This window comes from Paenibacillus terreus (assembly GCF_042138595.1).
Taxonomy (GTDB): Bacteria; Bacillota; Bacilli; order Paenibacillales; family Paenibacillaceae; genus Paenibacillus; species Paenibacillus terreus.
Genome location: NZ_JBHIRX010000004.1, coordinates 43,139 through 67,118 on the forward strand (window position 1 = coordinate 43,139; position 23,980 = coordinate 67,118).

Below are 23,980 nucleotides of genomic sequence, written 5' to 3' on the forward strand. Positions count from 1 at the left end.
ACCTCCTAAGAAATAGAAACGACTCGCCGTTCACTAGCTGATTGATAACATGCGTAAACGATCCGTTGGGAGATCATATATTTCTCGCCTTCTGTCTCAAAATAATTGTTGTCCCCTGAAAGCAATCCGTCGATAAAATGCTGATGAGCAGAAATTACGCTGCCGCCTTTCCACCCATCAGGAATATCATAAGCATGCTCTTGCTCTGTCTCGCCGCGCAATGTAATAAAAATACGGCCGTTTTCATCAAGCCGCAAATTGCCAAGCTCGCCCTCCAGGCTCATCCAGCCATAGGTTGGCGGGCGAACCTCTGCCGTATAAACCACCCGATTGGCATCATATATGCCTGTCATCCCATTGATGAAATTGAACAGCACAATCGCGTCATCCTCACCTTTTATCAAAGGATTCCAAGTTCTCAGCTGGCAGTACACGCTCTCGATTTCTCCAAATAAATACCTGAAAGTATCGATCCAATGCACCCCGGTCTCATATAAAAGAAACTTCTCCATGTCTTTAAAATAAGGCTGCAGCGGATAAGGAGATGGGCCGAACCCATCCCCGGGACGCATCGAAAAGTATACCCGGAAAAGGCGTCCAAGCTGCCCCGAATCAATGATCTTGCGTATTTCTCTGTACCAACCTTGCCAGCGCCAATTCTCATTAATCATGACTGGCACACCCTTATCTCTACAGTAGCGCACCAGCTGCTCGCTTTCTTGCTGAGTAGGAGCAACAGGCTTTTGGCATAACACCGAAATCCCTTGATCTGCAGCGATTTTGGCATATTTAAAATGAGAATCCGGTGGAGTACAGATATCCAGAAAATCCGGTTTTAGCTTATGAATCAGCTCATCAATATCCGAGTCTGCTCCCCAATGGGGAATCTGATGAGCCTCTGCCAGCCTTCTCGCTCCTTCCGCATCCTGGCTGACAACTGCTATGATCACGCCGCCCTTAACTTGTGCCCATGCGTCCATTTGAATTTGGGCAAAATGTCCTGAGCCTACTATGATTCCTTGGAGACGCTTCACGGCTGTGCCTCCTCATGCTGATTGATTAATTCCCGAACAACCGCATCTCCCACTTCCGATGTCGAGGATTTGCCCCCAATATCTCCCGTGCGAATAATTCCTTCCTTCAATACCGCCGCCACTGCTGCCTCAATGTCTTTCCCTGCTTGAATTAAGCTGTTATCCTGATGCTGTTCGCCCAGCCAATCCAGCATCATCCCGCCAGACAGGATGGTGGCAATGGGGTTGGCTATTTGCTTGCCTGCGATTCCCGGCGCCGAGCCATGCGAAGGCTGGAACATTGCATGACGGTCGCCAATGTCACCCGAAGGCGCAAGTCCGAGTCCGCCAATGGTCGCTGAAGAAAGATCGGACAGGATATCTGCAAACATATTTTCGGCAACCAGCACGTCGTATTGGGAAGGTTGAATAACTTGATAGAAAGCCATGGCATCCACATAAGCATAGTCTTTTTCGATACCTGGATAATTTGCCGCAACCTCGTCGTAAATTTTGCGGAAGTAGGCATAAGAGCTCAACACATTGGCTTTATCCACACAGGTTACCATCGATTTGCCGTCCACCGGACGGCCTTGCCGTTTGCATGCCAGGCGGAACGCATAGTCGACAATCTTCTTCGTGCCGGTCTTTGTAATGATAATGGTATCTGTTGCTATCTCGTCACGGACATTACAGCCTCCTGTCCGCGATGCGTACAAACCTTCGATATTTTCCCGAACCACTACGTAATCGATTCCTTTTCCCTGATCGCGAAGCGGGCCGGGTACTCCTTCATAGAGCTTCACAGGGCGAACGCCTGCATACAGATCCAGATCGAAACGCAGCCGGAAAATTACGTCCCCGTTGACTTCCCTACCATCCTGATGGCGGGCTTCGAACAATCCTATTGCACCCATCAGCATGGCATCGGCTGATTTACATTGAGCAAACTGCTCTTCGGTCATGGCTTTCCCCATCTTCAGAAATTGACCGGAGCTCGCTCCGTTATTTTCAAATTCAAGATCGAAAGTGCCATGCATCTGCTGTACAGCGCGTAATACCTTTAATGCCTCCTCCGTTACTTCAGGGCCAATACCATCTCCTGCCAGCACGGAAATATTGTATCTGCTCATTTTCTATTTCTCCTCGTCTCCTAGTATGGTTTGTTATCCAAGGTTGTGCCTGTTCTATTTAAGAAGCACTTTCTTTTCGAGCACGTCTCCGGATTTCAGATGTATAACGGCCTTCCATTCCGTATCCTCCGGTTTTTCGAGCGAAGGGCTTTGATACCAATTGAATACAAAGTTCATCAAAAACGGCTCATCGTAACTTTGATATTCCAATTGACCGTTCCGGAAAAATTCTACATAATCGATCGTTTCCGGATATAAGCTGGCCAATCGTATCCACCGCTTTCCATCGAGGGTGATCTCTTTTTCCAGACCCTGCAAATAAAACTGCTGCTCAAAAGGGATTTCCGGCAGCGAAATTCCAATGATTTTGGCCATGCGGTGTGCGAAGAAACGATCTTCTCCATCTGTAATCCGCCAGTCTGTCGGCGGCTCCTGTTTGGTCAAGTTGTTATAATAGCCCCATGATGTGTGCAGGCGAGCCGCCACTTCCATATTGCCTACAGCCTGGGAATCCTCATTACAAACAATCGGAGCATTCGGGGCCCATTTCCTAAGCTGGCAAACATCATTATAGTATTGCTGCCTGGTACGGCCATTTCCATGGTAGAATACAACATCGCTCTCTTTTGCCACTTCTTCGCTAATAAAACTGGCGGTTGAACTGCACCCTACAGGAAGTCCGCCAGATTCATGTCGCGCTATTTCCAATAGAGCTACGATCCCTTCGGGATATTCAAGCAAGGAATGCTTCTTGGTCAGATCATGCTCATTGGCAATTTCGATGATCACATTCGTATATCCGCCTTGCCTGAGGAAGCGTGACGCCGTACGGGTTGCTTCCAATATGGCACGCCCATTCTTCAACTTTTCCGCCTGAAAAAAATAGAAGAAGCTTACGATGACCACCATCCCAATCTCATCAGCCGCACGGATTAAGCGGTCCAACCGATTGGCGTATGCAGGATCCAGGCTTGTGCCGTCTTCGCCAAAGGGATTATTGTGTAACTTCTCGTTGAACAATGTAAAACAAGGTCCGCCGCCTTGCAGTCCTACCGTAAATGCGCGGAGACCGTGCGCGTACCATTCCGGAAGAGCCGTGATCAAATCATCTGTGTTCCGCTCCGGATCAAATGTCCTCCCGAAACGATGGAAGCGGCCTGGGTCTTCACTGTCATCGAAGATTCCCTGAATAAATCTGGCGTTCATTAACAGGCCATGTGCTTCCGGCCGGCTGCCCTTGATTTCTTCATACACTTTTTTGCCATTGATATAAAAATCCGTTCCTTCGATGCTTAGTACGGTTTTACCCATGTTGATTACTCCCTTCTGGCGAAACAAAACTTAGTGCGAAGATATCCGTTTCCCCTCTAATCATTCGACTTACTTCTTTAAAATAATCATTATACCGGTTTTCTCTGATGCCACTATTCCAGGCCATGCAGTCTGAATATCCGTTTGGGATTTTCATAAAAAATAGCTTCTAACTGCTGATCCGTTAAACCAATATTGTGATACTTGGCCAGCTCCACTGGAATATTGCTGATATGATCGGAGCCCATTATGATTTTTTCCACCCCGACTTGGTCAATCATCTTTCGCGTCATATAAGTTTGGCACCATGATGGCTCAAGATAGATGTTCTCACAATACTTTGCCGTGACCAGTGCTTCATCCGCATACACAGCAAATCCCGCATGACAGAGAATAAAAGAGACATTTGGATAACGCTTAGCCGGATCCATCATCAGTGAGGGCAAAGAAAAAGGATTTCCTGTACCAGTATGAACTAAAACAGGAACCTGGTATTGATCAGCCATTTCGTAAATTTTGTCGCAATGTTTGGATAACGGGCTGATGTTGTGCCCTAACGGATGCAGTTTGATTGCAACAAATCCAAATTGCTTGATACAGCGCTCTACTTCTTTTACATAGACCTCTTCTTCCAGCCAAGGGTCCGGACTGGCCATTCCGTAAATTCGCTTTGGATACTTTTCCATCATGTCAGCAATGCGAGTATGGACATCGAAAACATTCTCCAATGTTGGTTGAGGCATGACGAAACCGGTTGCAATTTCGAACTGATCCATTGCTTTTATCAGATCCTCTTCCGTTGTACTCACTCCCGAAAACTTGGAAAGACCCAAATGCATGTGAGTATCAATGATTTTAATCAGGAATCATCCCTTCGCATGTTTTTTTGTATACGTTGTATACAATGTATACAGTGATTTTAATCGCTTACATTTTCGTTGTCAAACATATTTTTTAAACCCTTTACATTATTTATGAAATCTGAACATGATGAAGCGCTTAATCCTTCTAAGCTTAAAGCTTATCCTGAAGGTTAAGCGCTTCATTTCATGATAAACAGCATCCCCCATAAACCATGCCTAGCTGACTTCGGACGGGCTTTTTCCGGTAAGCATCTTGAATACCTGGCTGAAATAGGTGGCATTCCGAAATCCCGTCATCTCGCTCACCTCATACACCATGTAATGTCCCGACTTCAGCAGCTCCATCGCCCTTTGAATCCGGTATTTATTGAGATAGCTTACGAAGTTCTCTCCCGTTACCCGTTTGAACAGCTGACTCAAATATTTGGGATGAACATATAATCCCCGCGCGATGGCCTCAAAGCTGATCTCTTCCGCATAGTGCTCTTCCACATACTGTTTCACCCGGGCTACGAGCTTGTTGTTTTTCTTCTCGGCCGTCTCTTTCCGCGTTTGCTCCAGCCAGCATTGGATAATACCGTCGATCCAGCATATCAGATCCGGCAGGGTGTATTTAAGCTGAATGCCCTTCAGAAATTCACTCATGGCCAGCGGAGGGTCAAGTCTGGGGTAGCGGCGGTTCCAGCTATGGATCAGTGTGTCGAACAGGCTCACGGCCACCACCTGTACATCCTGAATGCTGGTACCTCCCCCTTCCTCCACCAAGGCACGAATCCTCTGCCACACCTCTTCTGCCAAATCAGGTCGCATATCGGCCCAAGCTTCATTCCATTGCTGCAGATACAGAGAATAATCGGGAGCTGACGGCTCAGTCCACCCGGACGCCTCATAGCAGTACACACGGCTTCCTCCCTGGAATTCAGCCGCTTCAAGCGCCTCCCGGCTCTCCAGATAGGAATCCATCAGCTCGCACAGATGAGCCTTGCGGGTTCCGATACCGGCGCTCATCTCCATCTTGAGATACGTAAATACCTGGTCGATCATTCGCTGAAGCAGCGGCTCCAAAGGCTCAGTCACATGCTCATCCTCAAGCAGCACCAGCACGAACACCCGGTCCGAGTAATCGAGCACCTCGATTTGGCCACCTGCCATCGTGTGCACGAATGTCTGTACGGTCTCCCGGATGATGTCCGCTGCCCCATAGCGAAGCAGCTGCCAGTCCCGCTCCTTCATCCGTGTCAGAAATTCAGGACGGTTTAGCTGAAGGCTGACTGCACGTACGTGCTCAGGCCTGCGGAGTCCCACGTAATCCATGCGTTCGGGGGAAAGCTCATCCTGACGATAGCGCGTGGTGAGCAGCTCGTGCAAAATCTGTTTTCTCAAATAGGGAAGCACTCGTCCAATCTCCTGCCTGTAGGTTCGCTCCAGCCGCTCGTGCCGCTCACGCACATCCAGCTCCAGCAGCACTTCGCGCAGCACGGCCTCAATCTCTTCCACTTCGGCAGGCTTCAGCAGAAAATGATTCACTCCCCAGCGCATCGCCGCACGGGCATTCTCGAATTCGTCATATCCGCTCAGGATGATAATCGGCAGATGTGGATGATCACGCCTCAGCGTCTGTGTAATCTCAAGCCCTGTCATGCCGGGCAAATATACGTCCGTCATTACCAGATCAGGCTGCACATGGCGGAACAGCTCCAGCGCATCGGTACCGCTTGAAGCCGTGCCTGCGATGCGCAATCCAAGAGATGACCAGTCAATGTGATCGGTCAGCGCCCGGATCATATGCGGATCATCATCCACCAGCATGATGGTTTTCATGCGCTCTCACCACCCAGCCAAAGTTTCAACTTCTCCTCATGATCAATGCGCGGCAATGTGATGGTTACTTCCACACCGCCCGAGTCGGCAGACCTCAGCAGTACACCATAGGCCGCTCCGCAATACAGTTGAATGCGTTGATGCACATTACGCACACCAATGCCGCAGGCTTCCTCCAGCGTCCATCCCTCCGGCAGCCCCTGCCCGTTATCCGTGATGCGAATGATCACTTTACCCTGCGGACCGCCAACATCCGCCTGCATCTCCACCCGAATGCGGAGCACTCCCTCAATCGGATGACCATGCATGACGGCATTTTCAATGAAGGGCTGCAGTATGATTTTCGGAATGTAGCAGCCGCGCACACGCGGATCAATCCGTTCGTCGTAATCAATGGAAAAAGGCAGACGCTCCGCCTGAATGCTGACATAACAGCGGGCATGCTCCAGCTCATCCCGGACCCGGATGAACAGCCTGCCCCCGCTCAATCCGATGCGCAGCAGCTTGCTCAGCTGCACAATCATGCGGCTGATATCGCGTGCCTGATAATCCATGGCACGCCAATGGATCATGTCCAGTGTATTGTACAGAAAATGCGGTTTGATTTGCGCCTCCAGCAAGCCGGTCTGCGCTTCCCGCTTCGCCCGGCTCTCCTCGCGAACCTGATCCATCAGCCCGGTCAACCGGGATGCCATATGGTTAAAACCATTCGCCAGATGGGCATATTCCTCGGTGAAGGACAGCTCGATGCGTGTATCGAAGTCCCCGCCTTCCAGCTGCCGCATCCGATGGATTAACTGCTTTAATGGCCGTACAATGCCGCGCACGAACAGCCAGGCGAGCACGGCCGAGCACATGAGCCCCAGAACGGCAACCCCCAGTACCTGCCATCCTGCTGTTTTGACCGGAGCAAGCAGCGTATGTACGGGAATGATTTGTACGAGACGCCACTGCAGCGTCGCAGGCCGGGAATAGAGAACTAGCCTCGAACCGCCCGGACCGGAGACCACCTCGAATCCGTCCCCGCCACGCGCAGCGTGTTCCTCAAGCCAGGCCTGATTAATGACGGGTTCCGGCTCCCTGCCAACTGCCATTTTCGGGTACGACGAGCCGTCAGAGCTGCCAGTCGTCTCCGCCATTTCTGTTTCACCCATTTGCATGATGAGGCTGCCCGCCGTGTCCACAAGCAGAACCTGTCCATCAAGAACAAGCGGCAGATCGGCAAACCTGCTAATGATGTCCTCTCGGCTTAAACGGATCAGAACGAAGGCCACCGTGCCTCCGTGACTGTCGAAAATGCGCTGGGCATATCCGATCAGCGAATGGCCCGATGCATTCTCCTTTAACGGCACCCAGGCTGCATCCGCCTGCTCCAATGTGCCGAACCATGGATCGGAAGTGATCGTATCTACGGGATAGATGCGGTCTGCCGTCGCTACGGTCACGCCGTTAAAGGCATCGGTGTAAAGCTCCACGGAGGTGATGCCTTCGCTTACCACCAAGGTATGCTCCAGTATTTTGGCGGCTTCACGCCGCTGGTGAATTTGTGTCAGTCTTCCTGCCCCCGTCGTATCCAGCAGATTTGACAGCTCGCGGTTGCTTGCCAGGGAGTAGGCCGTCCCCGTCACACTTGTTATGAAGTCAAAGCCCCGCCGTGTGCTCTCATTGAGCAGGGCGAGGCGCGCCTTGCTGATCTCCGTAAACGTAACCGTAGCGAACGACTGGTAGGCAAGCCACACGATCACCGACACGAGCAGCAGATTAAACGCAATAAAGCAAGTCACCATCAATGTGGTGAGCTTGCTTTGCTGCAGCTTTTGGCGGATGAACAAGGACCAGCTTCGTTTCCTCATGCAGTATCCCTCGCTTCGTCTTGGAATTATCCTTTGAGCCCGGAGGTTGCGATGCCTTCCACGAAGTATTTCTGACATACGATAAAAACAACAAAGCATGGCACCAGCGAAAGAATGGACATCGCGAACATCGGTCCCCAGTCGGATTGAGAGCTGGAATCCAGGAAAAGGCGAAGACCGAGCGGTACCGTATACTTGCTTACATCGCTCAGATAGATCAGCTGGCTGAAGAAGTCGTCCCATGTCCACAAAAAGGTAAAGATCATCGTTGTCACCAGTGCCGGAAAAGCGAGCGGAAGGATGATCTTGGTGTAAATGCTAACCAGTCCGCAGCCGTCGATCGTAGCCGCTTCGTCCAGCTCTTTGGGCAGTCCGCGGAAGAACTGCACCATCAGGAAAATGAAGAAGGCATCCGTTGCGAGCCATTTCGGCACGACAAGCGGCAGATACGTATTAATCCATTCCAGGTGGTTGAACAGAATGTACTGTGGAATGAGCGTTACGTGATGCGGCAGCATAATCGTCATCAGCATCAGTCCGAAGCAGATCGATTTGAAGCGAAAATCGAGTCTGGCAAAGGCATAAGCGGCCATGGAGCAGGAGATGACATTGCCCAGCACCGCCCCGAGCGACAGCATAACCGAGTTGATCAGGAAACGGGAGAACGGATTGCCCTGAATCCCTGTCCAGCCGTTCACGTAATTGCTCCAGTTCCATTCCCTCGGCCAAAACCATGTTTCCGTAAAAATCATATGTCCCGGCTTGAACGAGCTGCCGAGCATCCAGAGCACCGGATACAGCATGACAAAGGCAATGGCCGAAATCAGCACATGCTTCGTGACGATCCATGCCGTAGAGCTGCGTTGTCCGATCATGATTTTCTACCGTCCTCATAGTGCACCCACAGTCTGCTGCTGCGGAACACGAGCAATGTAAACACGCCGATCAGAATCACGAGTATCCATGCCATCGCGGACGCGTAACCCATCTGATAAAACGAAAATCCCTTTTTATAAAGGTACAGGGAGTACATCAGCGTTGAATTGACGGGGCCGCCGCTGCCATTGCTGACGACGAAGGCCTGCGTAAACGATTGGAATGACGTGATCAGCTGCATGACCAGATTGAAGAAGATGACCGGTGACAGAATCGGCAGGGTAATGCTGAAGAATCGCCGGACCGGACTCGCTCCGTCCACGGCTGAAGCTTCCTCATATTCCGGTGGAATTTGCTTCAGGCCTGCCAGGAAAATAATCATGGACGAACCGAACTGCCACACGGACAGCAGCACGATGGAATACAGGGCATATTTCGGGTTGGCAACCCAATCCGGGGCCTGGATGCCGATCATGGCCAGCAGCCCGTTCAGCAAGCCGTCACCGCCCAGCATTTTGCGCCACAGCATGGCGATGGCCACGCTGCCGCCGAGCAGTGTAGGAATGTAATATACGGTACGGTAAATGCCAAGCCCGCGAATGCCCTTGTTCAGCAGCAGCGCCACGAGCAGCGCGAAGATCAGCTTGATCGGTACGGAAACGGCAACATAGGTAAACGTAACCTTTAGGGACTGGATGAACAATGGATCTGAAGTAAACATCGTAATGTAGTTATTCAGACCGACCCACACAGGGGCGGTCAGGATACTGTATTCGGTAAACGAAATGTATAATGAGGCAGCCATGGGACCAAGTGTCAGCAGCAGCAGACCAACCAGCCACGGAGCCAGGAACAGGAGAGCTGCCCGGTTGTGGGCATATCTCCGCTTCACCGCCCGGGCCGCCACACGCTCGGCTCGCGTATGGCTGACCTGTGTTGTACTCATGTTAAAACCTACCTCCCCGCTCATTTAAGTTCGGTCGCATGCAAGCGGTTATTGCCCTAAGGCAAGCGCGGCCTTGGCATTTTCAATGAACTGTGCAATGACGTCCTGAGTGCTGCCCTGACCAAATGCGATCTGTTCGCTTGCGGTCTTGAAGCTTGAATCCACTTCGGAATATCCTTGCGGGTATGGCGGATCAATCTCGCTGGAGTGTTGTGACACAAGGTCGATAAATTTGAAAATCTCCTTCTCCGCGTCTGACAGCGAAGGCTGCAGCTGCTCACGAACGCTGGAGTTGACGGGAACACCGCGCTCCGAGCCCAGAATGGCTGTTGCTTCCGGATCATTCACCATAAAGTCGATAAACATGGCTACCTCTTTGGGGTGCTTCGTTTTGGCATAACCGGAGATGAACTGGCCCGGCTTCAAGTATTCACCGATTTGCTTTTCACCCACACCATGGGGAATGACCTGGATCGCCAGCTTGTGGTCCTGATTTTTGTTGACCTGCTGAAATGTGAGCAGCTGGTTCGACCAGGTAAACTCCATGGCAGCCGTCCCGACAGAGATCGGCCGTGTCTCCAGCGCGCTGGTCGTGGAGGCTGTTACTTCGGCAGGCGTGGCTCCACCGTTCTTGCGGAGCGCAGCCCACATGTCAAACCACTGCTGCAGATCCTCGCTGGTAGCCGTCATGGTTCCTCCATCGAACAGCCCCTTGCCCTTTTGGCGGATAAAAATTTCGAACATGTTCGTCGTTCCTGAAATGTCCACCGAGCCATAGAAGCCTTCGCCCTTGGCAGCCGCGATCTTGGCGGCAATCTTGCCAAAGTCCTCCCACGTCCAGCTTTCTCTCGGTTCCTCGATGCCCAGCTCCTTGAACAGCGTGGCATCGTAAATGACGCCAGGGGCGTTCACGCCAAGCGTGATGGCGTACAGCTTATCATCAACCGTCCCGGCCTTGAGCATGCTTTTGTCATGCTCTTCGGTGCGCAGTTCCTTGCTCTCCGCATAAGGAGTCAGATCCAGCAGCGCACCGCGCCGGGCAAAGTCGGTCAAAAAGGCATAATCCATCTGCAAGATGTCCGGGGCGTTAGAGCCGGCGACCTGAGTCGTCAGCTTGTCAAAATAGCCGTCCCAACCGGAGTATTCCGGTTTGATCGTAATGCCGGGGTGCTTTTCTTCAAACAGCTTGATGACCTTGGTTGTCAGATCATGGCGGGTCTGCGAGCCCCACCACGTCATGCGCAGCTCGATTTGACTGGTGCCTCCTCCCTGATCCTTGTCACCGGACCCGGATGATGTGCCGGAGGTTCCGCCCGAACAGGCTGTAGCGAACAATAACAGGGTCAGGCAGCACAGGGTTGCCCACTTTTTCATATGCAGCATGAATGAATTTCCTCCCCTTCTTTTTATGTAATCGCTTACATTTGTATTGTAACGGGATTCCTCCACTTAGGACATAAACAAAAGTAAGCTATCCTGTCAAAAAAGTAAGGGGGGATTAAATTGGAGATAGAGTGATGGTAAAGGTCTTGTCGAATGGGGTCAGAAAGTTGACCAACACTGCCTTGCAGTTATCCTGCAGCTTCGCCTCGCGCACCGTGGCAGCCAGATGGCCCAGCTCGCCCCCTGTCAGTTCGATCCAGTCCTTGCCGCAATCATAGCGGAGCTTGCCACCGCTCCAGAGATAACAGTCCTCTCTTACAGGCCGGAGTTCTCCCGAAGTGAAGCTCCCTTCCCTTCCAAAAATGAAGGAAAGCTGTGTCATGACTTCCCCTGGCTCATCACCATGCAGCCGGAGTGTCCAGCCCTCGTCAGTGCGCTGAACCTCCGCCTCCACACGGAACGTTTGTTCATGAGTAAGCGGGCGGATATGGTGTGGGAGCAAATACCAAGGGCTTACCGGCGTTCCGGATGTCGGCGGAAGCAGCGCTCCTTCGACTGGGCCGTAATATCCCTTCTTTTGCTCTCCTGCCAGACGGTATCCTACGGGCAGCTTAGTCATTTCCTGCATCGGCACAAATCCCGGGTAAAAGTAAGAAGCCAGCTGCACGGCCAGCAGTCTCACCTCTCCATGGCGAAGAGCAAAAAAAGAAGGCGTCTCCGTAATCAGCGTCACACTGGTACCGCCGTCCCTGTAGCGGGCAACAGGTGCGCCGAAATCGGTATGCAAACGGCTGTGGAAGATTCGCCCTTGATGGCCGGCGGCCTCCATATTCTGCAAATAGCCGTGCCGCAGAAAATCACCATTCAGTATTTTCTCGTATTTCACGGGAAGGTCCTCCGTTGCCTCAAACGGCTGCTGAAGCTCCGGCTCCAGCAGCATGCGTACAAGCACGTTGACGGAGCAGACACCCGGATCAGCAAGCGACCGGCCGGCCCATTCAGCCATGCCCGCGAATACAGGATTCTTGTCGCAACGGGCCAGAATGGCATAAGGCAAATAATACGCAGACAGATCGTGAATGCTTCCCAAATCCTGCCGCCCGGAGTAATCGGTAACGACCTCTCCTGAAGGATGGACCAGGTATACCATCATGTGCAGATTCAAGCGGACCGGATCGAGCAGCTGCGGCCGATCCAGCAAACGTGCGGCATGAATAAGCATGATGTCGCTGACTGCGTTGTAAATCCCGTTGCTGCGCTCCGTCCATTCACCGTCCGGCGTAATGTCCATCCCTTCAGCCAGCCACTGATCCGCCCGTTGAACAGCCTCTTCCAGTCCAAACAGCTTATACAGAAAACCAAGTGCAGCGCACAGCACCCAGCGATGATTTGGCGTATGCACGCCCCCCGTAAGCATGACGGGAATGGTTCGTTTAAGAAACAGCAGCATATTATCCAGCACAGGCTGCAGTGGCACCCACTCCTGCTGTGCCAGCAATTGGTACAGCTGAGCGTAGCCGACGATAACAAAGGCCGTATCCGGCGGAGAATGGTAGTTGGTCCAGCCAGGCGAGATAGCACCATCCTCATGCTGTGCGTGCAGCACAAACTCCGTCGCCAGCAGCAGCCGTGCCAGCAGCTGCTCATCCCGGTAATACGCAGAATCGGGATTCACCAGAGCAGCCCCCCAATAACACATGTCCGTTGGCGTGCCTGTAGTGTGATTAACCCAGGCAATGCCCGTACCCGGATCAAGTGTCCCCCCATAATAACGGCTCTGCGGATCAAGCACCTGCCGGGATAGCCCTATCTCCACCGCTCTGTCATTACTTTCCACCAATTTCTTGTACATTGTCATTCCCTCCCGATTGCCTTCTGCGCGCCAGCTTGGCAGCCAGCAGCCGATGGCTTTCATGGATTTCTTCCGGCCGGCAGGCCGCCTTTAGTTCATACACCTTGACCTGCGCCCGCTCAATCATCGGCAAATAAGCGTCATAGAAATCCTTGTTCTTACTATTTACATAGGGGCACCAGTGGTCGGAGAGGCCAATGGCCTCATGAATGTGGACACCAACAATATCATCCATCAGATCGTCCATTTCTCCCACACTGTCGTACAGACCCAGCCGATCCATCATTATGGCATGACCGGTATCATACCATATGCCGACAGGCGCTCCCTTCAAAGCCTTTATAATTGTTTTTGCTTCCGCAAGTGTCGGAATCTGCTGTGGTTTGGAGCGTGTTTCGAGACCCAAGCGGATGTCTATGCCCTTGGAGGCTGCTCTGTTGCATACTTCATCGAGGCTCTTGATAATTTTCTGCACATAACCTGCACTGTAAGCCTCCCTCCGCCCCATCAGCTCCGCCCATTTGCTGCGGAATTCTTCCGAATCTCGGCCCTGCCTGTTATAGATCTGCTCCAGCTCTTTGCTGATATCATTCGGAAAGGGCACTTCACCGGGATGCACAACAACGGCCTCGCCGCCGTAGCGCTGGGCGTATTCGGCCGATCTCATCAGCAGTTCAATCGCCCGCTGGCGTTTCTCCTCTTTCTCAAAGCCGAGCAGCACGGAATCCGTTCCATAATCGGGGTCCGGAACATGCGGGAAGGTGTTGTGGACACTGGATATGCCAATCTCCCCCCGCTCAATCATCGGCTCAATGTCAGCCAGCATTTCCTTAGTCACATTGTAGTTCAGCTCCACCCGGCGAAAGCCGAGAGTTTTGATTTCCTGCACCATCTCACTGCCAACAGCATGGCGCTTAACGTTCCAGCATGTTGAAAAAGAGAAGGCTCCTTTGTCCTCCATCACGGTGTACTCCTTTCGATCACGCCTTGCTCACGGTTCAACCTTTGACGGCACCAAGCATAACCCCGTTGACAAAATATTTCTGGAGCCACGGATAAACGAGAAGAATCGGTACCGTGGCGAAAATGACCGTGGCCGCTTTGAGGCTTTCCGGCGTCAGCGGGGTCCGGTTCGCACCTTCCAGCTGCGTCAGTTCAGAAACCATGTTGTTCTGCACCATCTGGAACAGCTTAAGCTGCAGCGGATACAGGTCCGGGTTGTTAATATACATGAGGGAATCCTGGAAGCCGTTCCACCGTCCTACGGCATAAAAGAGTGCCAATGTGGCCATAACCGGCATGGACAGCGGAACTACAACACTCAACAATGTGCGGAAATGGGAACTGCCATCGATTTCAGCAGATTCCTCCAGGCTGGGAGGAATGTTGTTGAAAAAGGAAATGAGAATGATCAGGTTAAAGGGGCTGACCAGACCGGGCAGAATAAGCGCCCAGACCGAATTGAGCAAATGCAGATCGCGGATCAGCAAATACTCGGGAATAATGCCGCCGCTGAAGAACATTGTGATAATGATCAGGTACATAAAAAATTTGCGGCCCTTGAGATTTCTTTTGGTCAGCGGATAAGCAGCCGCGATCGTGAAGAGCATGCACAGCAGCGTTGTGGCAACCGTCAGAACAATCGTGAAGATGAGCGAGCGGATCATGGCATTATCGGAAAATACTTTAATGTACGCACTCCAGTTCAACTCTACGGGGAAAAGTGTAACTTCTCCGGAAGTGATTGCGCGGTTTGAGCTGAGCGACACGGCAATTACATGCAAAAACGGAGCCAGACAGAACAAAACGAACAAGGCCACAAACATAATATTAACGATATCGAATATTCGGTTAGAGGTACGTTCACTCATTGCACTCACTCCCTTCTTGATAAGAAAAACATCAACCTTTACAAAATACCGTCTCCGGTCACTTTTTTCGAAATATAGTTGGAGCCGAGAATGAACACCAGTCCCACCACGGCCTGGAACAATCCGACTACGGTAGCCAGCGTATATTGACCGGATTCCAGACCGATCCGGTACACAAAGGTGCTAAGCACATCGGAATATTCGCGCACAGCTGTATTTCCGATAATGTAAGGACGGTCAAAGCCGATGCTGACCATTTTGCCGAGATTAAGGATCAGCAGTGTCACAATGGTTGGTTTGATGCTGGGAAGCGTGATATAACGGATTTTCTTCAGCCTTGTCGCTCCATCCACTTCAGCAGCTTCAAACAGCTCCTTGTTAACGCCAGTCAGCGCTGCCAGGTAGAGGATGGTTCCCCAGCCGGCACTTTGCCAGACGCCTGTGAACAAATAAGTGATCAGCCATGGATTTTTTTCGGTCAGAAACGGGATTGGTGCGAGCCCCAGACTCTCCAGAACACCGTTCACCATACCGGACTGATTGCCGAACAACTGATAAACGATGCCTCCGATGATCACCCAGGAAATAAAATGGGGAATGTACAAAATGGTCTGCGATATTTTTTTGAACCATACCGACCGGATTTCATACAGCATAATAGCCAGGATGATCGGAGCCGGGAAAGAGACGAGCAAATCCAGAAAATTCAGCATAAAGGTATTGCGCAGGGTGCTGTAGAACTCTCTCATTCCAAAAACTTCGCGGAAGGCGTCAAATCCGATCCACTCGCTGCCTCCAATTCCCTGAAACAGATTGAAATCCTTAAAAGCAATCTGCACACCATACATCGGACCGTAACGAAATAGCAGGAAATAGATAATTGGCAGCGAAAGCAGCGCGTATAATTGCCAATACCGTCTTAAGTATGTCGCTTTGCTCAATTCGGTTTTCCTCCTGTGGGTAAAAACCGCGTGAAGCGGCATCCCCGCCCCACCGGTTTCCCATATTATTAGTTTATTGAGCCGGAAGCTCCTTTAGCGCATGCTCGAGCTCTTCCTTCAGTTCAGCTCCGCCCAGTGACATATAATCCTTCATTTCCTGCTCGTAAACCGCTTCGAATTCCTCCGGCTTGGCCATTGCCGTCTTCACAATAATCACGGAGAGTTTATCATTGAGTGTGGTTCCATATTTGGCTTCGGCTTCGATCGGCTTACCGAAGACGATAGGGCCGATCGTGTCGGTGTTTGCGATCGCGATCGATTGCTTCAGCATTTCCTGGTTGCGTTCCGGGAAGCCGCTCACCCATGCTTTTTCGTTGGTAGCCTGATCTCCGATGTTTTTGCCGTTGGAGATGATGACCATGTCGCCGGCGTTGTAAATACGGTTCACAACTTCCTGAGAGGCATCGGCTTTAACGACCGGAATGCCACCGACCAGATCATAATTTTCACCTTCAACGCCGCTGTACATATCGATCAGATTATTGTCTGAGGCCATCCAGTCCAAATACTTAATCGCCTCCACGGCACGCTTGCTGCTTTTGGGAATCATGATGTACATGCCGTTCGAGGCATAGCGGGATTTAATATGCTTGTTTTCAACCTTGGGGTTGGTTAGGACATCTACTGGAACCACCTTGCTTCCCTCTACATTTTTGTAGAGGTTATCCAGCGTGCCATCGGCATAGAACAGGACATCTACGTCTTCCGACCAGTAACCGACATTGCCGTTCTGAATATCTTTGGCCAATTGGGTTTTATCTTCATCCAGACTGAAATCCTTACTGATCAGCCCTTCGTTATAGAGCTTGTTCAGAAATTGCATCGCATCCTTAAAGCCCTCATGAAGCGGCAGCTCATAACGCTGGCCGTAAGTCAGATCGCCTCTGATCGGCTTAATGAAGGAATAAATCAGGGTTTCAAACTGGGCCGGAGCCAGCGCCATGCCCATCGGGATGTTTTGGCTGCCAAGACCCCCCGGGTCCTTCTCTTTAAACGCTTTCAAGGTTGTATACAGCTCATCGGTCGTCGTTGGTACAGGCAAGTTCAGTTTATCCAGCCAATCCTGGCGGATGTATGAGCTATAGCGGCCCGTGATCGCCCGTTTGCCGGGGATCGCGAACTGTTTCCCATCAAGCTGACCAAATGAAAGTGTTTCGTCACCAATAAATTTCTTCAGGTTCGGACCATATTCATCGAGCAATTCCCCTACATCGGTCAGACCGCCCTGCTGGGCGTAACGGTAAAATACGCTGGAATCATACGTAAAGACGATATCGGGCACATCGGTATTGCTCGCCATTAAAACGTTCAGCTTGGCAACCTCCTCAGAGCGCTGAATCGGTACAAACTCGATATCGATATGATTTGGATCGCCGAACCGCTCCTGCACCAGCTTCGTCAAATAGTTGCTGGTAATGGTATACGGTTCCGGGCTGTTCCCGCGGTCAAACACTTCAACCTTCAACGTGACTCGCCCGCCGTTTTTCCCTTCTGCCGCCGAATCCCCGTTTGCGCAGCCCGCCAGCAGGGAAATCGCCATGACCGCGGTCATTCCGAGCCCTACAGCCTTCTTCAGAACTCCTTGGAATATGTCCATTCCTTCATCCCCTTCCCCTTTGCGTATTTTAATTGTGATGTTCCAGGATGCCCACAGTATTTCATGAATTTCAGCGGTTTGACAATAAACCTGTTTCGGATGCTGCCAATCGGACTTTCTGTTTATCCATACAACCATTTTCGTGTAATAAACCGCTTTCAAAAGGGCGCAAATAAAGACCGCATTCGTGTTTGCCTCCTCCTGGCGGAGGAGTACGAGCAGGAATGCGGTCTCAAAATAACTAATATAAGATCAGCTGTTCATATTCAATCTGAAATGCTTGTGTATCATGTTCTGGAAATTGGGCGGCCGCGATGCAAAGAGCGGTAATCGCCCGGCGTGATTCCGGCTACCCGTTTAAATACTCTGCCAAACGTAATGGCATTGGCGTAACCCACCTTGAACGCAATATCCTTTAAAGAATACTCCGTCTCCAGCAGCAGTTGCTCGGCTTTCTTCATCCTCAACTCCGTAACGAAATCAACAAATTTCATATTAAATTCCGTTTTAAAAAGATAGCTGGCATATTTGCCGGACACCTGAAACCGATCGCTTAAATGCTTCAGGGAAAGATCGGAATTGGCAAAGTTCTCTTCAATATAATTTTTCATTTCGTTGACCATTGCCCGGTAGCTTTTCGTTTCGCTGGCCGAGACATAGGTGCGGAATAAACCGGTCAAGTATTCAAACAGAATGCCCTTCACCTTATGAATGGATTCCGCCTCTTCCAGCCGCTTCAGCTGTATCGAAGCTTTTTCCGTCGACAGTTCATCCTGCAGCTGCTCCGACATCACAGCTACTTCCCTGCTCAGCATTTGCAGCATGGCCTGGATTAGAGAGCGAATATCATCGTCCTGCAGAAAATCCTGTTCGAACGCTGTAAAAATCTCTTCCAGCCGCTCCCGCCACTGACCGCTTGACATCCGAAACTGCTTGACAAACTCGGCAATCATCTGTAAATACTTGTACGTTTCAATGAGAGGCTGGCGCGCTTCCCCGTATTCCACCAGAGCAATATCTTGGTGCATCAAGAGCTTGTGCTGCATCACATTGTGGGCTGCCGCGTAAGAATCCCGAATTGCATCCGGACTGGCTACCACCGGTCCGATACCGAAGCTGAGGGAGATACGCAAATTCTGCTCTACCCAGGAACGGCATTTCTCGGCGAAGATACGGATTTTCTCCGTCATCTCCTCATCATTCCCGGTTGACAGGAAGAGAATCGCTGCCCGGTCCGTGCTGATCCACTCCGCCCAGCCCTGCAAATTCGCCCCCCGCGCCAATTCCTGAAAGACATTCATCAGGGCAAATTTGAGCGTGTTCTGGTCGTCTCTTGTATAACGATCCTGAAATACCTGCTCGTAACGGTTGATTTCGCTGAGTACAACTGAAAAGCGGGACGAGGAGTGAACGCCTGTGAGCGGTGACAGCTCCTCCATCCGCTGAACGGCATTGTCCAGCCGCTCATTATGCAGCAGATCGGTGAACAGCTTGCTGCGCTGCAGCAGCAGGTTTTCTCTGCTCTTTTTGTCATAATCCGTCATATGGTTGATTAGATCTTCCAGCACCCCGTCAATGAGCTTCATTTCGTCCGGTCTGTAAGTGGAATGATCCATGGTCCGGATTTGGTGGCCTTCAATCCGGTTCATAATCACCTGAATGGGCTTGTAGTTGCGACGAGTAACATAGACCAGGTATATAATCGCACAGACAACCGTTCCGAGAGCAATAGCCACCCAGAGATAGGAAATCACAGACACCCAGCCGAACAGATTTCCCGCCTTGATGCCGCTGGAGAACGTCCAGCCAAGCCTTTCCAGGTAAATCGTGTTCAACTGCTTTCCATTTTTGGCGCCTTCATTGTCCGAATGCGCCTGGTATACAGTCTGTCCGTCGCGGTCAAGGATCGTCAGGAAGGACAGCTGTTCATTGACCATACTGTCGACGATCTGTTCAATCCCGCTCATTTTGATATTGATGACAAGCATACCCTCCGAGCCAAAAGGCAGAGGCATTCCTTTATTTATGGTAAGCACACGCACAGGCGTACGCTGAGCGAACTCGCCCTGGTATTCCCTGACAGGCTGCCAACCCTCCGGCAAAGAACCTGAGACCATACTGCGAATCCAGTCTTCGTCTGCAAATCCTGAAAGATCTTTTAGGCCTGTCTCTGTTAAAACGCTTTCATTTTTCCTGTCATATAGATAGATGGATTGAATGTAAGGTGTTTCGTCAGTCAGATTGCGCAGGCTCTGGGCAACCGCATATATTGTCCCCCTATCCGTCTGGCCATTACTGTTGAAATAACGTTTATAGGCATCACTTCGTTCAGCAGCCGCCAACACTGACAGTTCAATTTCCTTTATCGTCCGGTCTACATTATCCACGATATAGCTGGTGGAGATGCGGTCCGCTTTCCTGGTTTCCATCCGTGAAATATCATTGATAAACACAAAAGAGGCAAAAATCAGGATCGTTACGGTAAGTAAAAAAATAGGAAAGTAGGACAGCAGCAATCGGCGATACCAGGTACGGATCAATAGACATCCCCCTCCATATAAGCATTGCGTTACGTACTCACCATTATAATCCAGCCCCGAGAAGTTTTGTTCAAAACTGAGTATATATTCTTGCATCAGTTTGACTGCTGCCGGTTTATTCTGATCCTTCATTGCTTCTTTGATTTTTTGTATGCCGCGTCTCTCCTTTCCTTCTATAATGCAATGGCGCATTGCCCGTGACCGTCTTGAACACTCGGCCGAAATGTGTCACGCTCCCGAAGCCCACCTTGCTCGCGATCAGGTTCACCTTCATGGAAGAGCTCTCCAGCAGCTTCTTGGCTTCCTTGATCCGCACGCTGTTCACGTACTCTACAAACGAGAAGCCTGTTGCCTCCTTGAAGGATCGGCTCAAGTAATAAGGACTGATAAAAAACCTGTCCGCCAGCAAATGAAGCGATAGCTCCTCCATGTAATGATCGTTAATATAACGGACGATCTCCGACACTCGTTCGTGCATGGGACTTGGTGATGTCAGAGGCTCCGCATCATGCTGCCGGAAGTGCCTGCAGCACATGATGAGCAGCTGCACGGCGAGTGTCCGGGCAAACAATTCGAAGCCCTTTCCGCGTTCCTGCATCTCCTGAATCATTGCTCTGGAAAGCGTTTCGATCGGCTCCTTAGTGCGCAAGGAACCGTTCATAATCAGATAATCCCGTTCCAGCAAAGGCTGAAGCGCTTCCTTATGAGAACCATCCGGCGAAAAATACCGCTCATGCATATTGATAATGAGCCGCTCATGCTTCGGCCGCTCCGCATTGGTTGTACGGTGCAGAATATTGGGTGCAATAATGACGACATCGCCCTCGCTAATGGTAATCGTCCGGTCTTGAATAAAAATTTCCCGCTTGCCTGACATCAGGTAATAGATTTCGTAAGTGCTGTGAAAATGGCTTACCGGCATATGGTGGCTTAACGCTTTCCGGTGGGATACCTGGAAAGTACCTGTATTATTTTCGAAATATAGATCTCCCAAGCTCCTCCCCTCCTCCTTCCTTACCTGTTGTTTATTATAGCGCAAGAAATAAGAAGAAAATGAGACATTCCGCAAAACATGTACATATTCCGGTGCTAGAATAGGAGTACAAACAACCAAGGAGGAAGGATGCGCATGCAAACTGCTTCATCCATTATGAGCCCCATTCAATGGGCGCTGAAAGCCTGCGAAGCGTTGATGAACAAATTCGAGCCGGAACAACTTCCGCCGGACCGATTCCACTACCATCAGGGTGTTTTCCTGTCCGGCATGGAGAAATGCTGGCGCCAGACCGGAGAACAGAGGCTGTACGACTACATGAAAGGGTGGGTGGATAGCCAGATCCTGGAGGACGGCAGCATCAAGAAGTTTATGTCCGACGAGCTTGACGACATCCAGCCTGGCGTGCTTCTCTTCACCCTCTACGAGCAGACGGGAGACGAGCGGTACAAAAAAGCGCTGCATACCCTGGTGCCCTTGCTGAAGTCCTGGCCGACAAATCCGTCCGGCGGATTCTGGCACAAGGGACATTGCCCGAATCAAATGTGGCTGGACGGCTTATATATGGCCGGACCGATTGCCGTGCAATTCGCCAAAACATTTGGCGATAGCGATTATTTTGACATGATGGCCTTCCAGGCGCTGCTTATGGAGAAGCATACGAAGGACCCTGTCACCGGTTTGCTGTATCACGGCTGGGACGAAACCAAGCAGGCCAAATGGGCCGACCCCGTCACGGGCCTCGCTCCGGAGTTCTGGGGACGCGCCATCGGCTGGTATCCCGTCGCCTTGCTTGAAATGTTCGAATACATGCCGGAGGATCATCCGGATAAAGAAAAGCTCGTAACCATTGTGCAGGATCTGCTTATCGCTCTGACGAAATATCAGGATCCTGCTACCGGATTATGGTATCAAGTTGTCGACAAAGGCGACCGCCCGGATAATTGGCATGAAAACTCCTGCACATCCCTGTATGTGCATGCCATTGCCAAAGCCGTTCGGTTCGGCTATCTGGATGCTCAATACATGGAATATGCCTGGAAAGGCTACCAAGGCGTAATCGATACGCTGAAGTTCGACGAGAACGGCAACGTTGTGATCGGCAACATTTGCATTGGCACGGGAATCGGCGACTATGCCCACTATATTGCCCGTCCAACCAGCGAAAACGACCTGCACGGAGCGGGTGCTTTCATCCTCATGTGCGCAGAGATGAATCTGGCTGCAAAATAGGCCATTATCCAAAAGAATGAGGCACCTGATCGCAATATACATTGGTACAAAAATATCGCTGCTTTTGTGGTCAATATTCCGTATCCCTTATATTCTTGAAGCAGAAGAGTTAAATAAAAAAATAAGCGGCAGCCCAGGACGTCAGATTCACATGTCCCAGGCTGCCGCTTCTGTTGTTACTGGAAGGCGGGTCATTCACTATCTGCACTATTCTCCACCACTTTAGCCGGAACACCATAGGCTTTGCAGAAATCCGGAATTGATTTCACCACAACGGATCCGGCCCCTACTGTTGTCCAGTGTCCGACAGATTTCTGTTGAATGACCACCGTACCAGCGCCTATTAAAGCTCCTTCTCCAATTACCGTGTTCCCCGATATATTGCAGCCTGGCAGTATGGATGCATAGGATTCAATGACCGAATCATGACTAACCGTAGCGCCATAGTTTACGAGTACATGGTTACCGATACGGACATTCGTTGTAAGCACTGCATGTGCGCCTACAATGGTCCCTTCCCCTATTTTGAGATCATCTCCGATAACTGCTGTTGGATGAACTAAGGTAGCAAACCTGGCCTCGGGTATTGCTGCCACCACCTGTTGTATGGCGTTGAAACGCGATTTTGGGTGGCCTATTGCACAGATGATTCGGCTCTCTGAAGTCAAGTGCTCCCGCAAACAGTCAATGTTCCCGATGACGGGATAGCCATAAATGATATCACCATGGAGCTGTAAACGTTCATCAATATATCCCATGATCGCCCACCGGGGAAGGGCACGGTTGATATCCATAATTAGCTGCACCGTCTCCCTTGTCTGTCCCCCGCTTCCTATAATGAATATCGGTTTTGGGAGTTCCGGCTTCTCGAGTGCTACCATGCTGTCCATCCACCGTCGACAATCAGGTTATGGCCGTTCACATAGGAGGAAGCATCAGAGGCCAGAAAAAGCAGTGCACCAATTAATTCGTCCGCATGAGCCATCCGACCAAGCGGGACCTTCGCGCTGTATCGCTCAGTAAAGCTCGTATTCTGTCCTGAAGCCACGCCCCCCGGTGTTATCGCATTCGTGCGAATGCCTTTATGGCCCCAATACGTGGCCAGATAACGCGTCATGGCAATGACAGCCCCCTTGGATACGGAGTATATTAATGGTGTATTGATCGGCCCGCCTAGCTCCTCGTACCAAGAGCCTTCATAAATTCGTTGGTCCGGTCCCACCAGACCGTAAATTGAGCTTATATTTATAATGCTGCCTTTGCCTTTTGCCGCCATGTTTGGTCCAAGCTCACGCACTACCAGAAACATCGCTGTCACATTCACATTCATAACGAAATTCCAGTCCACTAAGGAATAAGACTCCAGTGGTTCAAAGAAATTCGGAGACTTCACTGCCGCATTGTTTACGATGATATCCGCACCCGCTGGCGCTATCTCATGTATTCGTTGCGCCCAGGCTCGAATATGGTCCTCTTCCGCTAAATCCACAGCCAGACCGACTGGTTCGGGTGAGGAAGGATGGCTAAGATGAATCCGTTTTGCTAAAGCTTCACAAGCTTCTTGATGCAGGTCTGCAATAATGACCTTGGCTCCTGAGGCGGCTAACGCTTGACAGTAATGACTGCCAAGCATTCCTGTACCGCCTGTAACGACGGCCACCTTTTGCATCAGACAATCCGACTGAAACATAAT

19 protein-coding genes are annotated in these 23,980 nt (G+C 50.9%); 1 reads left to right on the forward strand and 18 read right to left on the reverse strand.

Annotated features, from left to right (window positions below; translation table 11 throughout):
- Positions 1-5: 5 nt before the first annotated feature.
- The 16 genes from ACE5KN_RS09390 to ACE5KN_RS09465 all read right to left on the reverse strand — a co-directional run bounded on the left by ACE5KN_RS09390 (position 6) and on the right by ACE5KN_RS09465 (position 21,054).
- Positions 6-1,034 (reverse strand): Gfo/Idh/MocA family protein, encoded by a 1,029-nt coding sequence (locus tag ACE5KN_RS09390; protein ID WP_375525391.1) that lies wholly within the window; start codon positions 1,032-1,034, stop codon positions 6-8.
- Positions 1,031-2,146 (reverse strand): isocitrate/isopropylmalate dehydrogenase family protein, encoded by a 1,116-nt coding sequence (locus ACE5KN_RS09395; protein ID WP_375525390.1) that lies wholly within the window; start codon positions 2,144-2,146, stop codon positions 1,031-1,033. Before ACE5KN_RS09395 ends, ACE5KN_RS09390 begins: the two co-directional genes overlap by 4 nt.
- 54 nt (positions 2,147-2,200) lie before the next feature.
- Positions 2,201-3,457 carry a hypothetical protein gene (locus ACE5KN_RS09400; RefSeq protein ID WP_375525389.1) on the reverse strand — a complete coding sequence of 419 codons (1,257 nt, stop codon included), beginning with the start codon at positions 3,455-3,457 and terminating at the stop codon, positions 2,201-2,203.
- Positions 3,458-3,570: 113 nt separating this feature from the next.
- Positions 3,571-4,233, reverse strand: a complete 663-nt coding sequence (locus ACE5KN_RS09405) for an amidohydrolase family protein (protein WP_375533067.1) — start codon at positions 4,231-4,233, stop codon at positions 3,571-3,573.
- Positions 4,234-4,536: 303 nt separating this feature from the next.
- The gene (locus tag ACE5KN_RS09410) at positions 4,537-6,141 is read right to left on the reverse strand and encodes a response regulator (protein ID WP_375525387.1); all 1,605 of its coding nucleotides are present in this window, start codon (positions 6,139-6,141) and stop codon (positions 4,537-4,539) included.
- A complete protein-coding gene (locus ACE5KN_RS09415; protein WP_375525386.1) occupies positions 6,138-7,994 on the reverse strand; it encodes a cache domain-containing sensor histidine kinase in 1,857 nt (618 codons plus the stop codon). The genes ACE5KN_RS09410 and ACE5KN_RS09415 overlap by 4 nt, the downstream gene beginning before the upstream one ends.
- A gap of 26 nt (positions 7,995-8,020) precedes the next feature.
- Positions 8,021-8,869 carry a carbohydrate ABC transporter permease gene (locus ACE5KN_RS09420; RefSeq protein WP_355317919.1) on the reverse strand — a complete coding sequence of 283 codons (849 nt, stop codon included), beginning with the start codon at positions 8,867-8,869 and terminating at the stop codon, positions 8,021-8,023.
- A complete protein-coding gene (locus ACE5KN_RS09425) occupies positions 8,866-9,816 on the reverse strand; it encodes a carbohydrate ABC transporter permease (RefSeq protein ID WP_375525385.1) in 951 nt (316 codons plus the stop codon). Before ACE5KN_RS09425 ends, ACE5KN_RS09420 begins: the two co-directional genes overlap by 4 nt.
- 48 nt (positions 9,817-9,864) lie before the next feature.
- Positions 9,865-11,199 carry an ABC transporter substrate-binding protein gene (locus ACE5KN_RS09430; RefSeq protein WP_375525384.1) on the reverse strand — a complete coding sequence of 445 codons (1,335 nt, stop codon included), beginning with the start codon at positions 11,197-11,199 and terminating at the stop codon, positions 9,865-9,867.
- A 115-nt stretch (positions 11,200-11,314) separates the two neighbouring features.
- Complete coding sequence (locus ACE5KN_RS09435) at positions 11,315-13,051, reverse strand: hypothetical protein (protein ID WP_375525383.1); 1,737 nt, start codon at positions 13,049-13,051, stop codon at positions 11,315-11,317.
- On the reverse strand, positions 13,026-14,012 hold the full coding sequence (locus ACE5KN_RS09440; protein WP_375525382.1) for a sugar phosphate isomerase/epimerase family protein: 987 nt from the start codon (positions 14,010-14,012) through the stop codon (positions 13,026-13,028). The genes ACE5KN_RS09435 and ACE5KN_RS09440 overlap by 26 nt, the downstream gene beginning before the upstream one ends.
- 37 nt (positions 14,013-14,049) lie before the next feature.
- Positions 14,050-14,922 (reverse strand): carbohydrate ABC transporter permease, encoded by an 873-nt coding sequence (locus ACE5KN_RS09445; RefSeq protein WP_375525381.1) that lies wholly within the window; start codon positions 14,920-14,922, stop codon positions 14,050-14,052.
- Between the two features lie 38 nt (positions 14,923-14,960).
- Positions 14,961-15,905: an ABC transporter permease gene (locus ACE5KN_RS09450; protein ID WP_375525380.1), complete on the reverse strand. Its 945-nt coding sequence runs from the start codon at positions 15,903-15,905 to the stop codon at positions 14,961-14,963.
- Between the two features lie 31 nt (positions 15,906-15,936).
- Positions 15,937-17,520 carry an extracellular solute-binding protein gene (locus ACE5KN_RS09455; RefSeq protein ID WP_375525379.1) on the reverse strand — a complete coding sequence of 528 codons (1,584 nt, stop codon included), beginning with the start codon at positions 17,518-17,520 and terminating at the stop codon, positions 15,937-15,939.
- Between the two features lie 287 nt (positions 17,521-17,807).
- Positions 17,808-20,060 (reverse strand): helix-turn-helix domain-containing protein, encoded by a 2,253-nt coding sequence (locus tag ACE5KN_RS09460; protein WP_375525378.1) that lies wholly within the window; start codon positions 20,058-20,060, stop codon positions 17,808-17,810.
- Positions 20,061-20,175: 115 nt separating this feature from the next.
- Positions 20,176-21,054 carry a helix-turn-helix domain-containing protein gene (locus ACE5KN_RS09465; RefSeq protein WP_375525377.1) on the reverse strand — a complete coding sequence of 293 codons (879 nt, stop codon included), beginning with the start codon at positions 21,052-21,054 and terminating at the stop codon, positions 20,176-20,178.
- A 135-nt stretch (positions 21,055-21,189) separates the two neighbouring features.
- Between ACE5KN_RS09465 and ACE5KN_RS09470 the strand changes: the two genes are divergently transcribed.
- Complete coding sequence (locus ACE5KN_RS09470) at positions 21,190-22,287, forward strand: glycoside hydrolase family 88/105 protein (protein ID WP_375525376.1); 1,098 nt, start codon at positions 21,190-21,192, stop codon at positions 22,285-22,287.
- Between the two features lie 191 nt (positions 22,288-22,478).
- Here ACE5KN_RS09470 and ACE5KN_RS09475 read toward each other — a convergent pair whose 3' ends face one another.
- The gene (locus tag ACE5KN_RS09475; protein WP_375533068.1) at positions 22,479-23,177 is read right to left on the reverse strand and encodes an acetyltransferase; all 699 of its coding nucleotides are present in this window, start codon (positions 23,175-23,177) and stop codon (positions 22,479-22,481) included.
- Positions 23,162-23,977, reverse strand: coding sequence for an SDR family oxidoreductase (locus tag ACE5KN_RS09480; RefSeq protein WP_375533069.1), 816 nt, complete (start codon positions 23,975-23,977; stop codon positions 23,162-23,164). The genes ACE5KN_RS09475 and ACE5KN_RS09480 overlap by 16 nt, the downstream gene beginning before the upstream one ends.
- Positions 23,978-23,980: the final 3 nt, after the last annotated feature.

Bases quoted from the DNA above. Each gene is read 5' to 3' on its own strand.
- ACE5KN_RS09420 (WP_355317919.1), bottom strand. From the start codon at position 8,869: ATGATCGGACAACGCAGCTCTACGGCATGGATCGTCACGAAGCATGTG.
- ACE5KN_RS09415 (WP_375525386.1), bottom strand. From the start codon at position 7,994: ATGAGGAAACGAAGCTGGTCCTTGTTCATCCGCCAAAAGCTGCAGCAA.
- ACE5KN_RS09395 (WP_375525390.1), bottom strand. From the start codon at position 2,146: ATGAGCAGATACAATATTTCCGTGCTGGCAGGAGATGGTATTGGCCCT.
- ACE5KN_RS09405 (WP_375533067.1), bottom strand. From the start codon at position 4,233: ATGGATCAGTTCGAAATTGCAACCGGTTTCGTCATGCCTCAACCAACA.
- ACE5KN_RS09430 (WP_375525384.1), bottom strand. From the start codon at position 11,199: ATGCTGCATATGAAAAAGTGGGCAACCCTGTGCTGCCTGACCCTGTTA.
- ACE5KN_RS09400 (WP_375525389.1), bottom strand. From the start codon at position 3,457: ATGGGTAAAACCGTACTAAGCATCGAAGGAACGGATTTTTATATCAAT.
- ACE5KN_RS09470 (WP_375525376.1), top strand. From the start codon at position 21,190: ATGCAAACTGCTTCATCCATTATGAGCCCCATTCAATGGGCGCTGAAA.
- ACE5KN_RS09410 (WP_375525387.1), bottom strand. From the start codon at position 6,141: ATGAAAACCATCATGCTGGTGGATGATGATCCGCATATGATCCGGGCG.
- ACE5KN_RS09445 (WP_375525381.1), bottom strand. From the start codon at position 14,922: ATGAGTGAACGTACCTCTAACCGAATATTCGATATCGTTAATATTATG.
- ACE5KN_RS09425 (WP_375525385.1), bottom strand. From the start codon at position 9,816: ATGAGTACAACACAGGTCAGCCATACGCGAGCCGAGCGTGTGGCGGCC.
- ACE5KN_RS09475 (WP_375533068.1), bottom strand. From the start codon at position 23,177: ATGGACAGCATGGTAGCACTCGAGAAGCCGGAACTCCCAAAACCGATA.
- ACE5KN_RS09435 (WP_375525383.1), bottom strand. From the start codon at position 13,051: ATGTACAAGAAATTGGTGGAAAGTAATGACAGAGCGGTGGAGATAGGG.
- ACE5KN_RS09480 (WP_375533069.1), bottom strand. From the start codon at position 23,977: ATGTTTCAGTCGGATTGTCTGATGCAAAAGGTGGCCGTCGTTACAGGC.
- ACE5KN_RS09450 (WP_375525380.1), bottom strand. From the start codon at position 15,905: ATGCCGCTTCACGCGGTTTTTACCCACAGGAGGAAAACCGAATTGAGC.
- ACE5KN_RS09440 (WP_375525382.1), bottom strand. From the start codon at position 14,012: ATGGAGGACAAAGGAGCCTTCTCTTTTTCAACATGCTGGAACGTTAAG.
- ACE5KN_RS09455 (WP_375525379.1), bottom strand. From the start codon at position 17,520: ATGGACATATTCCAAGGAGTTCTGAAGAAGGCTGTAGGGCTCGGAATG.